Here is a 14,747-nt window from a genome sequence, read left to right as displayed (position 1 = left end):
TTTCTTCAAATTGCTCTAATTTTAATCTCGCTATTTTCTCCCTACCATTTATCTAAAGCACCTTCCATCATGTGCTTTAATCCTTTTTCAAGCACCTCATCTATTTTCCTACAGAAAGAATGTCGTTCCATCTTCCTTCAGTTTGTATTTTTTGTAATCGTATTCCCCGAAAATCTCTGCGTAGAATACTCTCTGCTAATTCAATATTCACCACTATAAACTGTTCTTTAATGCCCTCGATTTGAAAGAATGAATAAGGAGCAGCCAACTGCTCATCTATGACTAGCTTCTTCAACGTACCATCCAGATGAAATTCCGTTTGAGTGGAAAGACAACGCACTCTTGGTGGGATCACCAGCCAATATAAGGTTTGCATTAATTTAGGCATATCCGTGAGAACAACTGCTTTAAATGGCATATTTGGGACATACTTTTCCACTAATTGTTTAACAGCATCAGAAATAAGCATGATTGGCTTTTCTATGAGATCGGTATACACCATCTCGCCTTTTTCTAATACAGGAAATTGCCGTTCAAGTTCCTCTAATTCTTCCATTCTTTCAATGGTTAATAGCTCTTTTTTAATCACTTGGGCGATACCAACAGGTTTCACAGCATTTATGATACGTTCATCTTGAGATAGAATAAAATAGTTCATCTTTCGTCTCCTTTTTTCACACTGTCTACTTCCAAATGACACTAGCAGCCTGGAATGGATCTAGCTTTACATATTCCTTTGCTTCCTTAGAGAAAATAGCCATTTCTAAATTGGCTCCCGCAAAATTTGTATTTCTAACATTTGCCCCCATAAAGCTGGCCCCTCGTAAATTCGCTAGCTCAAAATTGGCGCCTTCTAAATTCGCATCGGTAAAACGAACCGGTAAATAGCCAGGTATTTCCCATTTCTGACGATCTAGTAGACCACTCGCTCCTTGTACCTGTTGAAAATTCGCTCCCTGTAACTGACTATTACTAAAATCCGCCTCATAAATTGTGCTAAAGCTCAAATCCGTGTCCATTAGCTGACTCTCCCGAAAGCTAGTACCAATCAACAGACATTCACGCATATGACAATTGGTTAAATTGGCTTTGTGGAAAAAGGCATAGCGAATATCCAAGCCTTCATATCGCCCACCTGCTAAATTTAAATGGCTAAATACCTCGTATGGATATTCCTCCTCTAATTGTTCATCTAGCCAAGCCTTTATTTCTTCACTATCCTTCGCTGAAAAATCCTCGCTATAGACAACCTCGTTCATATCCATAAACTCGCCTACACGTATCTCGACAGCCACATCCCGATCTAGCGCCAAATACTCTGGACATCGAATAATGTCAGGTAGCGCATATCTAGCGAGACTTATTACATATTGGTGAAAATGTTTGGCTTCCTGAAGTCTAATGCGATCTATATCTGCCTGAGTAATTGCCCCCATAAAAGTTTTGCTATACAAACTTAATTCTTCAATGTATTGCTCTAAAAAATGATGCGCCCAACCTGCATCATAAGTAGTTAAAAGTGGATGAATATCAAAAAACCATTCCTCATCCGTAGCTTCTACTAAATAGTGAGGGTTGCTCTCTAGTAGCTCTGTGCGTAGCATTGAAAACGTGATATGTGCAATCGGTCCTTTCTGTTGAAGCGTTTGCTGTTGTTTGAGTTGCTGACATATTTTTTGAAAAGACATCCTAAAATCATCAGCGAGCCTATCCTTGGAGGCTTGAAAAAAATCCTCGAGCAATAAGAGATATTTCAACCGTCTTTTTTCTACTTCGTTATCATAAAAATGCTGTAAAACTCCCTGTGTCTGCATATAAGTCTCCTTCCTTCTCATTCACACGCAACCATTTTAATTTGCCTTTACTTCCTTCCCAAAAATCTGCACACTGCCATTCATCGTTATTTTACTTTCTTTGCATTGTAAAGAAATTTCTTCCTCCGCAGACAAAAGAATTTTCTTACTCGCATTCACTGATATATCTGCCTCAGAGATTAGTTTAATTTCTTTTTTACTAAATATTTCAATACCATTTGCTTCGTTTAGCCGAATAAAAATATCCCCATCCTGTGCAGTAATAACCACTTCAGTTGGACTCATTTTAATTTCTTTACCAAAGGCTGTACGATAATATTTGGTTGAGGGATCTTCTAGTTTGTTCGTTGCTGAAGTATCTAAATTTTTTCGTATGGAGCTGCTAGAAATTCCTTCCTCCTCCCGATGTGAAGGAAAATAGACATGAACAAAATCATTAATTTCAGGCATACAATACCAACCACTATGTCCCTCTGCTGTATAGCCTGTAGAATAAAGAAACCAATGTGCTTTGCCTTTATCCTGCTTCTCATCAATCGCTAAATGCACCTTAATATGATCCTTTGCGACTTCTAATACTTTTCCTTCCAGTGATAAGCCTGAGATCGCATCGTTAAATAGTTCACTTTTATTCATGCCATTTTTCGTTGACAGCGTATAATAATGTTTCAGCAAGCCATCCTTCATGGTTGTGTATGCTTCACATATATAAAGCGTTTGTTGATGAAAAGTGACATGATCTCCTATTTCCATTACCTTATCTGTTTCCACCTCATAGTATAGAAAGTCATGCTCTCCCATACCTCCATTACCATTCTCTGTATATAGAAGGTAATCTGCTAGTTTTTTTCGGGTCGTATAATGGTAATCTTCTAGCTTGCCTTTAGCTCTACCAGCAGGCACACCAAAATGGAACTTTGGCTTATCAAAGGTAGCAGCAGGCACTAGTCCAGTGTTAAAACGTGAGGCTAGTCTTTTTAAAAATTGCCAATCTGTCTCTCGATATTGCAGGGTAAACTTGTCTAATTTAGCACCCTTTGTTGCTTCATCAATAATGTCAAGACCAGGATAAAAAGGATGTAATAGTTTGAATAAAGACGAATAGGTCATTTCCTTATCCTGATAGGAGCGATTTTTCTTTTTAATGTCTAGCTGGTAGGTGCTTGAAGCCGCTTCTACTTCAATATAATAAATGCCACGAACTGAACGAACCTTCACATCTAAAATTACACCTTTAAATAAGGGTGAAGGGATACCAAGATGATTAAGCTGATTTACTTCAATTGCCGATTTTGCCTCCGTCATTTCCACATATGTGTCTCTCGCTACTTCAGGCACAATACCAGTAAAACGTAACGTAGCATGTTCATTCATTTTTTTTACGATAGTAAGCTCTTGAATACTAATAAGCTCAAAAGGTAGAATTTGAATATTATGATAAGCTGTCACGACACTACTCATCGTATTCCCCCTCCGTTCCTACTATTTGAAGCAAATCGCAAGGATTCCATCATAGCTCTCGCAATCGGACGCCAAGTTTCAAGGTCCTCCTCCATACAATTGAAGGTTCCAATAAGTGCTATTCCTTCGATAGAGGCAAAGAACATTAAATTAAAAATATCGCCATCAATAGCCGGTGTAATAATCTCTAAAAAGCCTACTGTCTTTTCGTCAATCTTCAGGACATCCGTATCAAGCCAATCAGCTGAAGGTTGAGCTTGTTCAAGGATATCAATCATATTTTCTTGAAAAGCAGCAACTCCCTCCTCCTGTAATCGATGTGGAGTCAGGTTGAAGGCAAGATTAATCGATGAGGATTCATCTGTATAAATTAGATTTGGTCGACGGTCCGATGGGTACTTTAAGGCTGCTAATTCAGTAGACATCTTAGAAAATAGTTTTGGCATACGAATCGTCATTTTACCATCCAATAATGACTGCTCCATCACCCCTATCTTCTCATCATCAATGATGATGTAGCTTTGATAGATATTTACTTTTTCAAGGTCTTGCTCCTCCTGCTTAGATGCCTGCTCAGGCTCCTGTTCCTTTTGTAAGGCTACTTGTCGCTGGGCTAGCTCATGTTGCTCCTGCTCTCTCATTTCATTTCTTAATGCAATAATTTTTTCATCTATAAACTTCATCCCAATCACCTTCCGTTTTTTCATCAACTATATTTCAACCTATCAACTATTATTTGCTTAGTCCCTACACATCCTTCATGACACAGAATTTGAAATCTGATCCTTCCATTGCCTCAACCATCTCATCAAAGGCATACCTGTTGGCAATGCTTCTCTCTACTTCTTCCTCACAAAAATATGAGTTTGAGTGCTATCTTTTCTATGTATAGGATCTTTTATTTCCGCCTTTAAAGTAATTTTAGGGAGATTAAAAATAATCTAAGGAACTATAAAAGTTCCTTAGATAATTAGTAGTGTTTTATCCTGCTGCAATCTTAGACAGCGTAGCCGCCTTCGATTTTTGCCAAATCTGTTTTGTCTTTCTTTTGCTTAATAAATAAGAAGAATTCACCGATACCTTCTGTGTCACCATATCTTTCTGTATAATCCACCACAAAAGCGTTCGGGAAATGAATTTTTCTTACTACTTGATCCGCTGAAACAACCTCTAATGTCACTTTACGGTAACAATCAGCCTTTTCAGCTGGTACTAATGACCATAAACCTAATTTCATCGTATCATCAGAATTATCACCATCAGTTGCTGTAAGAATTTTACCTCTTACTTTTAAAGTGGCTCCAACATCTGTAGAGCGAGCGTTCGAATCATTTGGTGTATCTGTTTCATATTCGACAGTCATGATGCTTTCTAAGCCTAATTCAATTGCCTCTGAACCTTCTACTTTTAATACAAAACCCATTTTCTTACCCCCTAAAATTTGTTAAATCAAGACATCTAACTGTTCTGCAGAATATTAGCAATTAGTCTCTCGATTCTTATTTATGTTAAAAGATTTAAAAAATCTTAAACATACGACTGAAAAATTGAATAATTGTAGGTTTATACTTGTTAGGCTTTAACAGCACTTGTCCCTTTTGTAATCATTACTTCTAAATTCTTCACATTGCCATTAAACACAAGGTCAATTTGACACGTGCTCGTTTTCTCGTCAATAATGTAGCCGATATCATCTCCATCATGGAATTTCTTTAATCTTTTCATCACTTAGACTGTCGATCCCCTTTACATCTCCAACAAGCGTAATTAAGTCCATTTTTTCAGGATTAATTTCTTCAAATAGCATGGTTCTGTTTGTTTGATTAATAATCTCCATTCATTTGGCTGTATATTTCTACAGCCGTCCCTCCTTTAGATAACGAATTTCGGGTAAGCATAAACATTTAGTGATAAAAATACAGGATTAGAATTATATAACTACTTCTTATAAAGAATATTTCAGGAATAAAAATCAATTTGAGGCTAAGCTATGTACTAGAAACTCTAATTCTTCTTTTATGCATTTTTTATTCACTAATGATAGGATGTATCACAAAAGTAACTATATAACACCAAAAATTAATGTCAATATTTTCTATAGAAGATATTGTAATTAAAAACAATTTAAAGTATTTTTAGTAAAAATGTTACATATAATAATTATGATATTTTTTCAGTTAATATAGGATTAATCCTATTTTTTTATAAAAAAAAAACTAAAGGTTCAATTACTCTTGGGCCCAAAGCTGTTTTTTTAAATAATCTTCTATATAGGAAAAATGAATAAAAAGTATTAATCAAATAACGACATTAGTCTTTTAGGATGAATATATATAAAATAGTTCTTTAAGCATTTGTACTTTTCTTTCAGGATATTATGAATTTCAAAAAGGAAAGTCCAACCTCCAAAAATAGTTAGGAGAAATAGCATTGTTCACCTCTTCATTTACAACTTCACCCTCTTATCCTTGGAAAGTTACATCTAAACAAAATAATCGAAAATTTTGCTTTCCTTTTATGATTTTCTTCCCAAAAGTCATGAGCCAGTAATCAGTCACACTTTTATTTGGCTTTATATTACGTCGCCAGCACGCTAAAATCCAATGTTCATCCATTCAGCTTGTAATTTAAGGTGCAAAAAAAACCGTTCACCTAAACGTGAACGGTTTTGGAGACTATGCTTTTTGATAACGAAGCACTGGTGTACGAGCAGCGCGTGTTTCGTCTAGACGAGATACGACTGTTGTATGAGGTGCTTCTTGAACGATTGATGGATTTTCTTCTGCTTCTTTCGCAATTTGAATCATTACATCACAGAATGCATCTAATGTTTCTTTAGATTCAGTTTCAGTTGGCTCGATCATTAACGCCTCTTCCACATTTAATGGGAAGTATGTTGTAGGTGGATGGTAGCCAAAGTCTAACAAACGTTTTGCGATATCTAATGTACGAACGCCTAGCTTCTTCTGACGACGACCTGATAAGACAAATTCATGTTTACAGTGACGGTTATATGGTAGATCGTAGAATGGCTCTAAGCGACGCATCATATAGTTTGCGTTTAATACAGCATATTCTGTAACAGCTTTTAAGCCATCTGGCCCCATTGTACGAATATAAGTATAAGCACGAACATTGATACCAAAGTTACCATAGTAAGGTTTTACGCGTCCGATTGATTGTGGACGATCGTAGTCAAAGTGATATGTGCCTTCTTCAGTTCTTACTAATACTGGTTTTGGTAGGAATGGAATTAAATCTGCTTTTACACCTACTGGACCAGAACCTGGGCCACCGCCACCATGTGGGCCTGTAAATGTTTTGTGTAGATTTAAATGCACACAGTCAAAGCCCATATCGCCAGGACGTGCTTTACTCATTACAGCATTGAGGTTCGCACCATCATAGTACACTTTACCGCCTACAGAGTGAATTAGCTCTGCCATTTCGATAATGTTTTCTTCAAATAACCCTAGTGTATTCGGGTTCGTTAACATGAGTGCTGCTGTATCAGAACCTACTACTTTGCGAAGGTCTTCGATATCAACTAAGCCATTTTCATCTGATTTAACAGTGATTGTTTCAAAGCCTGCTACTGTCGCTGAGGCTGGGTTTGTACCGTGAGCTGAGTCAGGCACGATTACTTTGTTACGGTGACCTTCACCATTTGCTTCATGGAACGCACGAATCATCATTAACGCTGTCCATTCACCATGAGCACCTGCTGCTGGTTGTAATGTAACTTCATCCATCCCTGTAATTTCTACTAAAGACGTTTGAAGATCATAAAGAAGTTCCATTGCCCCTTGTACTGTTGATTCATCCTGTAATGGGTGAACATTTGCAAAGCCTGAAAGACGTGCAACTGTTTCGTTAATTTTCGGATTATATTTCATCGTACAAGAGCCAAGCGGATAGAAGCCCGAGTCTACCCCATGGTTTCTACGAGAAAGTGCTGTATAATGACGCATAATATCAAGCTCAGATACTTCAGGTAGTTCTGCTGCCTCTGAACGTACTAGGTTTGCAGGTAATAAATCTGCTAGGTCTACTTCAGGCACATCTAGTGCTTCTAAACTATAGCCAACGCGACCTTCTTTTGAAATTTCAAAAATGAGTGATTGATTTTCGTTATGCATTAAGAGCCCCCATTTCTGCAACAAGTGCATCAATTTCTTCTTTCGTGCGTAATTCAGTTACTGCGATTAGCACATGATTTTTAAGAGAGTCATAATTTTGACCTAAAGGATAGCCACCGATAATACCCTTTTCGATTAAGCCTTTATTGATTTCCTTCACACATTTATTCGTTTTCACAACGATTTCATTGAAGTGTGCACCTTGGAATGCTACTGTAAAGCCTGCTGCTTCAAAGGCATTTTTTGCATAACGTGTTTTCGCGATATTTTGAGTAGCCATTTCACGAATTCCCTGTTTTCCTAGAGCTGTCATCGCTACAGAAGCTGCAAGTGCAAGTAGTGCTTGGTTTGAGCAAATATTCGAAGTTGCTTTATCACGACGGATATGTTGCTCACGTGCTTGTAGTGTTAATACGTATCCACGACGGCCTTCACCATCCACTGTTTCACCAACAAGACGTCCTGGAACCTTACGCATCAATTTTGTTGTCACTGCAAAGAAACCACAATGTGGGCCGCCGAAAGCTTCAGAAATACCAAATACTTGCGCATCACCTACACAAATATCAGCACCAAGCTTGCCAGGAGGCGTTAAAATTCCTAATGCCAATGGGTTAGAAGATACAACGAGTAAGCTTTTTGCAGCATGTGCAATATCCCCAATCACTTGGATATCTTCCACTTGGCCAAAGAAGTTTGGATATTGTGCAATAACAGCCGCTGTGTTGTCATCGATTAACTCTTTTAATGCATCCACATCTGTCACACCATCTTTTTGCGGGATAGTCACGATATCAATGGATTGACCATAGGCATATGTAGCAACAACATCGCGATATTCTGGGTGCACTGCTTCTGACACTAAAATTTTCTTGCGACGCGTATGACCAGCTGCCAACATACCCGCTTCTGCCAATGCTGTACCACCGTCATACATAGATGAGTTAGCAAGATCCATTCCCGTTAGCTCAGCAATCATCGTTTGGAATTCAAAGATGGCTTGTAGTTCACCTTGTGAAATCTCTGGCTGATATGGTGTATAAGCTGTATAGAATTCTGAACGAGAAATAACATGGTCTACGATCACTGGTTTATAGTGGTTATAAACACCTGCACCTAAAAATGATACGTTGGCATTTGTGTCTTTATTTTTAGCAGCAAGTGCCGTTAACTCTTTTAATAACGCAGATTCTGATTTTGCTTCTTTAATATCATAAAGGCCTTTAAAGCGGACTTTCTCAGGAATATCCTCAAATAACTCATCGACTGAGGATACACCGATTACGTCTAACATTTCTTTTTGATCTTGCTCCGTCATAGGTAAATAACGATGTTTCATAAATGTAGGTCCCTCTTTTCAACTATTATTTTGAACGCTTGTAAAACGGTGTTTCTACTGTTATTACCTTTAAGTGTTTACCGCGAATTTCAATTTCCAGTTCAGTTCCGATTGTTGCGAATTGACTGTCAATTAATGCGTGACCAACATTACGTTTTGATGAAGGAAGCTGTGTACCAGTTGTCACTTCACCGATTTCTTGACCATCCTTAAACACTTTGTAGCCATGGCGTGGAATGCCTTTATCAATCATTTCAATGCCTACAAGTTTGCGTGGTAGACCATTTTCCTTTTGAGCTACTAATGCTTCATGACCAATGAAGCCTTCTTTATTTAATTTCACAGCGAAGCCAATACCAGCCTCTAGAGGAGAAATTGTTGCTGATAGCTCTTGACCATATAGTGGTAGCCCCGCTTCAAAACGAAGTGTATCACGACATCCTAGTCCAGCTGGAACCACACCTTTTTCTTGACCTGCCTCTAAAATTTTACCCCAAAGCGCTTTGATGTCTTCTGGAGCGCCATATAATTCAAAGCCATCTTCACCTGTGTAGCCACTGCGCGAAACTAATACTTTATGTCCGGCAACCTCCACATTCTCTTGGAAGCGGAAAAATTTAATGGCACTTACATCAGTTGAAGTAAGGGATTGAAGAACTTCTTCTGCTAATGGTCCTTGCAGAGCAATTTGTGCGTAGGCATCCGATTGGTTATCAATCGTCACATCATATTGATGTTGATTTTCCATCATCCAATCATAGTCTTTTTCAATGTTAGCTGCATTGACACATAATAAATAGTGATTGTCAGCTAATTTATATGTTAATAAATCATCAACAACGCCACCATCTTCATAGCACATTGCCGTGTACTGCGCTTGACCGTCAACAATTTTTGAGACATCATTTGATAACAGATTTTGTAAAAAACCTAATGCATCGGGACCAGTTACTAAAATCTCTCCCATATGTGATACATCAAATAAGCCTGCACGATTACGCACTGCATCATGTTCTTCTTTAATAGAAGAGAATTGAACAGGTAATTCCCATCCACCGAAGTCAACTGTTTTTGCACCATATTTCGCGTATTCTTCAAATAGAGGTGTACGTTTTAATTCATTCGCCATTCTTTTTTGCCCCCTTATTGTTAGTTACATTTTTACTGGTAGTAGTTCGTCTGCTTTTTGTATTCCTACAATCAATTACGTAAAACTGGCTATAGACATAAAAAAAGACAGACGAACCCCTTTTCGGGATTCTCTGTCCTTGCACCTGAAAGTTACACCAGACTGGCTCGCAAGCTTTACCCTTGCCAATCAGTCGGCTTTCCCCTTTGGTGGCTGTTATTGTTATACTACAGCTCTCTCCAGAGTTGCGTCTTGTACGAGTCCTTTTACCTGAGAGATTCATAGCCCATTGCTACTTGCTCCTTCGGTGGCGTCTACACGCTCTCTCCCCGCACAATCATCCGCCCAAGATAAATCTTGGTACTATTTAGTATTCAATGAACATTTAGTTACTTATTTGTCTATATCCTAACATTAAATGCATTGGAAAGGCAATCATTTTTTAAAAGATAATAAAACACGAACATTAAATTGACATAATATATTCATCGTTCGTTTTTTAACCTTTTCACTTGAAATACTAAATACTCTAGAATTTGGCGAATCGTCCTACCTTCTGTCAGTACCTGAATATGACCTGCATCACGGTAAAACTTCCTTCTGTAGTGATACAGACTTTCTAGCTCCTCCTTTGTAGAGCTCTGTACAATGGGTCTATTTGGATCATGCTGAACTCGTTTATAAATATCCTCAAACGACGCATCTAAAAAAAACACCAATCCACTGCGTCTCATAATTTTTCGATTTTCAGCATTAATGGCAACGCCACCACCAGTCGAAATAATGCAAGCCTCGTCCCTGAAATTTTTCAAAAATTCTGTTTCTATTTCTCGAAAGTGGGCCTCACCGTATTTTTCAAAAATCTGTGGAATGGTCATCCCCTGCTGACGCACAATTTCATGATCCATATCATAATATGGCATCTTCAATAAATAGCTTAAGCGTCTTCCTAATGCACTTTTTCCACTACCCATAAAACCAACTAAATATATTTTTCGCAATTCGATTCACCTTCTTATAACTACGATTCTACACTGTCTGACAAAATTTGTCCCAATAAATTTATCGTAGCTCGAACATTCAATTTTTCTAGCCCATCATATGTTCGATACTGCATTTCATAAGACATATAATACGCAAGAACAAAAGTAGTTACAAAAAATAATAATGCAATTGCGATCAAAAAAATAGCCCCTCTGTCATTTTTCAATAATTGGCACATAAAAGGCTCGCTCCTTTTGAATACCACTCGCCATTTCAACAGCTACCGTCAGCTTATTTTCGGAATAGCTAAATTGACATTTATTGATTCCTATTAGCATAGGAACATGTCCACCCTTTACCTGCTCACGAATAATATTTGAGTAGCAATCAACATGATGGAGCGTATTAGCTGTTTGGAAAGTTATTCTTTTTTGATCTTCACGAATGGAAAAGGTGGAAAGTTCTTTTAGAGAGAGGTTCAAGTCGGAAACAAATAGTTCCCACTTTGTTTGTTCATCTGTTAGCATAGTTGATTTCATTTCTGCAAACCAAAGTATTATAAGGACAAAAAAATGAGAAATAAGCACAAAAACGACTAATTGAAACATAGCTTCTATTAATGTATAGCCTTTTTCATTCACGAGGCTTCACCTGTCACTTGGATACATTTTTGGCGTGACTCCTGTAAATTTTGAAATTGGACACAAACTTGTTGTTCGTCAACGATCCAATGATAAGCAACCTGTTCAATGGTCCGAGAGCCCTCTGTTACTTGAATCGCATGGTACTGTTTTAAACCTTCGTATGCTGTTTCAGCTGCAATTAGCTCCATTTTTTTATTAGCAAGATTTGTTTTCATCGTATAGGTAATGGGGATTAACGAGGTACAAAGTAACATCAAAATACCCACACCTAAAATAGTTTCTACAAAAGAATAGCCTGACTCATTCAATCCTAGCTCTCCCTCGCCCTAATGTTATGATTACTTTTTTCTTGCCCTGTGGTGTTTTAAATGCCATGGTGCCTGCTGACATCACATTGCCGCTGTAGTTATAGACAAGTGTTTGAATGGAACTCTCAGCTGGCAAAAATTCAACCCCCTTCGGAAAAGAACGTTCATATAAATGAGTATAAATATCTTTTTGAATAGTATAACGATTTATTGAACCTTCCATTTTCAAGGCTATATATTGTCGTTGGCTCATACTATAGGTTTGAATATATTGAATATCTAGCTGTAATTGCGTAAAAAATCGTTCTAATTCCTTGGTTTCTGCTATTTTCAATGAGAATTTACTAACAATTGCTGTTAAACTCATAACAAGAAATAAGACAACCAGCATTTCAAGAATGGTAAAACCGCCGTTTTTACGAACATTCATTAGCTATCCGTACCTGTTTCCAAGTTGACATTGGCTGGACGTACCTCTCCCTCATTAGTAATCACTATTTCTTCTTTATTTGGGCAGGTTGTTTCATTTTCCTTTAAATAGCCCTTTGCCACTAAATCCTCTAAGGTAGGATAAGCCATATAATCTACACGATACGCCTCTACTTGACCTTGTACCATGCTTATATAAGCCGTACAGCCTTTCTTATCTATTGTGGCGAAATGCTTTGTAACATTTGGGATTGTAATTAAAATAAGAATAGATATAATTAACAAAACTATAAGCATCTCAATTAAAGTAAAACCATCTTGTTGGTTAAGACGTTTCATCATCTTCCTCCTAAACTAATTCAATCATGTGATAGATGGGTAATAATAAACTGATATAAGCCGCTATTATACAAGCAGCTATAAGGATAAAGAAACTAGGCTGCACAAACGATAATATTTTTTGCAAAAGCTGTTCCTGCTTTTCCATTAATAAATCGCTATACAATATTAACTCTTTTGCTAAATAACCGCTGTGCTCGCCATGCTCAACGAACATCGGAAAGTCCTTTTGAAAAACGGCCATGATCGTTACCGCCTGTGTGAGTGATTCTCCAAAGATGACTCTATCTTTTATACGCTGTGAAAGAACTTGAAGAAATGGTTGTAGTTGCTGTTCCTCTAATAGCTGTAGGCTTGCTTGTAATGAAAATCCACTTTGTAGTAAGCTTCCTAAATAAGCAGCAAATTGCCTTGTCAAAGTCAACCTAAAATAGCGTTGTAGAAAGGGGATTTTTAATAAGACTGTAAGTTGATGAGCAACAGCTTGTCGTTTAAGATAGAATCGAAAAAGGAATACGCTACCTATTACTATGAACATGGTCGAGATAACTACATCTGGAACATGCAATAACAGATTGGACAATGCAATGCTTGTCTCCTCTGTTTCAGAGGTACGACTGCCGACCATTCTTTCAATGTTCGGCAAAAAAAATGTACGAAACACAAAAAATAATAACAATAAAAAGATAATCAGTGTGACAGGATAGATCAGCAGCTTGATTAACTTTTTTTTAGTCTTTTCACTTACTGTTATCTGTTTAGCTACACCTTCAAACGCTTCTATCATATGACCATTGTTTTCCGCCACCTTAATTGCCATTAAATAATGATTCCCTAGCTGTAATGTTTCAAATATCCCTGCAACGCCTACTCCTTGTCTGAGCTTTTCATCAATTTGCTGTTGTATGTCCTCATGTGCTTCAATATGATGAGGTAGTAGCATGGAAATAGCTTGGGGAAATAAATATCCTTCCTGCATTAATACACATAAACGATTGAAAAGCTGAGCTTGCTCCTTTACCCGCCATTTCGTAGCCCGATTATAAAAAAGAGTCATTTTATCGATGTATGTTTGTAACTGCATATAGGCTCTCCACTAATTCTTTTTGTCCCATTAATGTTAAATCATAAGGAAGTTTGTAATTGCCCTTATCTTTGATGGCGGTGATGGCTCTTGATAGATGGTCATCATGTAATATCTCATAGACAGCTCGACGTTCTTCATGTATAGCTGAGGTTTGAACAAGCATTTGGGCAACTATACCGATAACCGTTTGACGAAGCTCTTCTATCGACACACCTAAATCCATTAAACGATAGAGACAATTAATGGAGTCTTTTGCATGAATAGTGGAGACAACTAAGTGCCCTGTTAAAGAGGCTTGGATGGCAATATTTGCTGTTTCTCTATCGCGAATTTCACCAATCATAATGACATCAGGTGAATGGCGTAAAATGGCTTTTAATCCTGCAGCATACGTAACGCCTGCTCGCTCGTTGACTTGAATTTGAAGTAAATTGGCTTGACTGTTTTCTACAGGGTCTTCTAAAGAGATTACATGTCGATTCAATTCTGTGGAACAGTAGTGGATGAGGGAATAAAGTGAAGTAGACTTGCCAGAGCCTGTTGCTCCCGTAAAAAACAGAAGACCTTGTCGGTTTTGTATCAGCTCCATGAGTTGGTGAGCTGCGCTTTTGGAAAAGCTTAGGGAAGTTAGTGGAAATGCATGATTTTGGAGAAGTAAACGAATAATTAAGCTTTCTTTTAAAAATACAGAAGGAAGTGTGGATACTCGAAACGAATAAGAATTTTGCTCCATTGCCTTTTGAAAGGCACCGCTTTGAGGTTTACGACGCTCACTAATATCTAATTCTGCAAGAAATTTATAGTAAGAGATCATTCTTTCTGCAAGTTCATAAGGTAGCTCACCAGCTTGTAGAAGTTTATCATATTTTCGAAAATAGATCCGATACTTTATGTTTCCTGGAACTAGCAATAAATCGGATGCTCCAAAATGATAGGCCTTTAGTAAAAGTTGCTCACATTTTTGTTCGACAACTGTTTCAAAATTCTGCATATATGCACCTCTCTTTTAGTTCATTCGAATATGACCGCTCTATTCGTTATTTCCTAGTATAAAGAGGAACTCGCCACGAGAAA

The 14,747-nt window shown here is 37.6% G+C and carries 18 protein-coding genes and 1 riboswitch; all 18 genes read right to left on the bottom strand.

The window, feature by feature from the left end; all coding sequences use genetic code 11:
- Positions 1 to 100: 100 nt before the first annotated feature.
- The 18 genes from EW028_RS08930 to comGA all read right to left on the bottom strand — a co-directional run bounded on the left by EW028_RS08930 (position 101) and on the right by comGA (position 14,664).
- Positions 101 to 658: a serine protease gene (locus EW028_RS08930; protein ID WP_131520619.1), complete on the bottom strand. Its 558-nt coding sequence runs from the start codon at positions 656 to 658 to the stop codon at positions 101 to 103.
- 25 nt (positions 659 to 683) lie between these two features.
- A complete protein-coding gene (locus EW028_RS08925; RefSeq protein ID WP_131520618.1) occupies positions 684 to 1,814 on the bottom strand; it encodes a pentapeptide repeat-containing protein in 1,131 nt (376 codons plus the stop codon).
- Between the two features lie 36 nt (positions 1,815 to 1,850).
- Positions 1,851 to 3,275: a hypothetical protein gene (locus EW028_RS08920; RefSeq protein WP_131520617.1), complete on the bottom strand. Its 1,425-nt coding sequence runs from the start codon at positions 3,273 to 3,275 to the stop codon at positions 1,851 to 1,853.
- Positions 3,272 to 3,982, bottom strand: coding sequence for a hypothetical protein (locus tag EW028_RS08915; RefSeq protein ID WP_227744905.1), 711 nt, complete (start codon positions 3,980 to 3,982; stop codon positions 3,272 to 3,274). Before EW028_RS08915 ends, EW028_RS08920 begins: the two co-directional genes overlap by 4 nt.
- A 290-nt stretch (positions 3,983 to 4,272) precedes the next feature.
- On the bottom strand, positions 4,273 to 4,698 hold the full coding sequence (locus tag EW028_RS08910; RefSeq protein WP_036076155.1) for a hypothetical protein: 426 nt from the start codon (positions 4,696 to 4,698) through the stop codon (positions 4,273 to 4,275).
- Positions 4,699 to 4,847: 149 nt separating this feature from the next.
- Entirely contained in the window at positions 4,848 to 5,000 is a 153-nt protein-coding gene (locus tag EW028_RS25255) for a hypothetical protein (RefSeq protein WP_156113260.1), read from the bottom strand.
- Positions 4,975 to 5,112 carry a hypothetical protein gene (locus EW028_RS25250; protein WP_156113261.1) on the bottom strand — a complete coding sequence of 46 codons (138 nt, stop codon included), beginning with the start codon at positions 5,110 to 5,112 and terminating at the stop codon, positions 4,975 to 4,977. The genes EW028_RS25255 and EW028_RS25250 overlap by 26 nt, the downstream gene beginning before the upstream one ends.
- Before the next feature lie 838 nt (positions 5,113 to 5,950).
- Positions 5,951 to 7,414 (bottom strand): aminomethyl-transferring glycine dehydrogenase subunit GcvPB, encoded by a 1,464-nt coding sequence (gcvPB, locus tag EW028_RS08905; RefSeq protein WP_016993972.1) that lies wholly within the window; start codon positions 7,412 to 7,414, stop codon positions 5,951 to 5,953.
- Entirely contained in the window at positions 7,407 to 8,753 is a 1,347-nt protein-coding gene (gene gcvPA, locus EW028_RS08900) for an aminomethyl-transferring glycine dehydrogenase subunit GcvPA (protein ID WP_004231057.1), read from the bottom strand. The genes gcvPB and gcvPA overlap by 8 nt, the downstream gene beginning before the upstream one ends.
- A 25-nt stretch (positions 8,754 to 8,778) precedes the next feature.
- A complete protein-coding gene (gene gcvT / locus EW028_RS08895) occupies positions 8,779 to 9,882 on the bottom strand; it encodes a glycine cleavage system aminomethyltransferase GcvT (protein WP_131520616.1) in 1,104 nt (367 codons plus the stop codon).
- A gap of 248 nt (positions 9,883 to 10,130) precedes the next feature.
- Positions 10,131 to 10,223, bottom strand: a riboswitch (glycine riboswitch).
- A 144-nt stretch (positions 10,224 to 10,367) separates the two neighbouring features.
- Entirely contained in the window at positions 10,368 to 10,883 is a 516-nt protein-coding gene (locus tag EW028_RS08890; RefSeq protein ID WP_004231053.1) for a shikimate kinase, read from the bottom strand.
- 20 nt (positions 10,884 to 10,903) lie between these two features.
- Positions 10,904 to 11,065 (bottom strand): hypothetical protein, encoded by a 162-nt coding sequence (locus tag EW028_RS08885; RefSeq protein WP_225340350.1) that lies wholly within the window; start codon positions 11,063 to 11,065, stop codon positions 10,904 to 10,906.
- A 16-nt stretch (positions 11,066 to 11,081) separates the two neighbouring features.
- Positions 11,082 to 11,507: a competence type IV pilus minor pilin ComGF gene (comGF, locus tag EW028_RS08880; protein WP_131520615.1), complete on the bottom strand. Its 426-nt coding sequence runs from the start codon at positions 11,505 to 11,507 to the stop codon at positions 11,082 to 11,084.
- Positions 11,504 to 11,818 carry a hypothetical protein gene (locus EW028_RS08875; RefSeq protein WP_131520614.1) on the bottom strand — a complete coding sequence of 105 codons (315 nt, stop codon included), beginning with the start codon at positions 11,816 to 11,818 and terminating at the stop codon, positions 11,504 to 11,506. Before EW028_RS08875 ends, comGF begins: the two co-directional genes overlap by 4 nt.
- Complete coding sequence (comGD, locus tag EW028_RS08870) at positions 11,811 to 12,248, bottom strand: competence type IV pilus minor pilin ComGD (RefSeq protein ID WP_131520613.1); 438 nt, start codon at positions 12,246 to 12,248, stop codon at positions 11,811 to 11,813. The genes EW028_RS08875 and comGD overlap by 8 nt, the downstream gene beginning before the upstream one ends.
- Positions 12,248 to 12,586 carry a competence type IV pilus major pilin ComGC gene (gene comGC, locus EW028_RS08865; RefSeq protein ID WP_131520612.1) on the bottom strand — a complete coding sequence of 113 codons (339 nt, stop codon included), beginning with the start codon at positions 12,584 to 12,586 and terminating at the stop codon, positions 12,248 to 12,250. The genes comGD and comGC overlap by 1 nt, the downstream gene beginning before the upstream one ends.
- Positions 12,587 to 12,596: 10 nt before the next feature.
- A complete protein-coding gene (gene comGB, locus EW028_RS08860; protein WP_131520611.1) occupies positions 12,597 to 13,670 on the bottom strand; it encodes a competence type IV pilus assembly protein ComGB in 1,074 nt (357 codons plus the stop codon).
- Positions 13,645 to 14,664 (bottom strand): competence type IV pilus ATPase ComGA, encoded by a 1,020-nt coding sequence (gene comGA, locus EW028_RS08855; RefSeq protein ID WP_131520610.1) that lies wholly within the window; start codon positions 14,662 to 14,664, stop codon positions 13,645 to 13,647. Before comGA ends, comGB begins: the two co-directional genes overlap by 26 nt.
- Between the last annotated feature and the right edge of the window lie 83 nt (positions 14,665 to 14,747).

This window comes from Lysinibacillus sp. OL1, assembly GCF_004332175.1.
Lineage (GTDB): Bacteria > Bacillota > Bacilli > Bacillales_A > Planococcaceae > Lysinibacillus > Lysinibacillus capsici.
The sequence above is the reverse complement of the archived record's forward strand: the minus strand, read 5'-3'. Positions and strand labels throughout refer to the sequence as shown.

Bases quoted from the DNA above. Each gene is read 5' to 3' on its own strand.
- EW028_RS08930 (WP_131520619.1), bottom strand. From the start codon at position 658: ATGAACTATTTTATTCTATCTCAAGATGAACGTATCATAAATGCTGTG.
- EW028_RS08925 (WP_131520618.1), bottom strand. From the start codon at position 1,814: ATGCAGACACAGGGAGTTTTACAGCATTTTTATGATAACGAAGTAGAA.
- EW028_RS08920 (WP_131520617.1), bottom strand. From the start codon at position 3,275: ATGAGTAGTGTCGTGACAGCTTATCATAATATTCAAATTCTACCTTTT.
- EW028_RS08915 (WP_227744905.1), bottom strand. From the start codon at position 3,982: ATGAAAAAACGGAAGGTGATTGGGATGAAGTTTATAGATGAAAAAATT.
- EW028_RS08910 (WP_036076155.1), bottom strand. From the start codon at position 4,698: ATGGGTTTTGTATTAAAAGTAGAAGGTTCAGAGGCAATTGAATTAGGC.
- EW028_RS25255 (WP_156113260.1), bottom strand. From the start codon at position 5,000: ATGAAAAGATTAAAGAAATTCCATGATGGAGATGATATCGGCTACATT.
- EW028_RS25250 (WP_156113261.1), bottom strand. From the start codon at position 5,112: ATGGAGATTATTAATCAAACAAACAGAACCATGCTATTTGAAGAAATT.
- gcvPB (WP_016993972.1), bottom strand. From the start codon at position 7,414: ATGCATAACGAAAATCAATCACTCATTTTTGAAATTTCAAAAGAAGGT.
- gcvPA (WP_004231057.1), bottom strand. From the start codon at position 8,753: ATGAAACATCGTTATTTACCTATGACGGAGCAAGATCAAAAAGAAATG.
- gcvT (WP_131520616.1), bottom strand. From the start codon at position 9,882: ATGGCGAATGAATTAAAACGTACACCTCTATTTGAAGAATACGCGAAA.
- comGD (WP_131520613.1), bottom strand. From the start codon at position 12,248: ATGAATGTTCGTAAAAACGGCGGTTTTACCATTCTTGAAATGCTGGTT.
- comGC (WP_131520612.1), bottom strand. From the start codon at position 12,586: ATGAAACGTCTTAACCAACAAGATGGTTTTACTTTAATTGAGATGCTT.
- comGB (WP_131520611.1), bottom strand. From the start codon at position 13,670: ATGCAGTTACAAACATACATCGATAAAATGACTCTTTTTTATAATCGG.
- comGA (WP_131520610.1), bottom strand. From the start codon at position 14,664: ATGCAGAATTTTGAAACAGTTGTCGAACAAAAATGTGAGCAACTTTTA.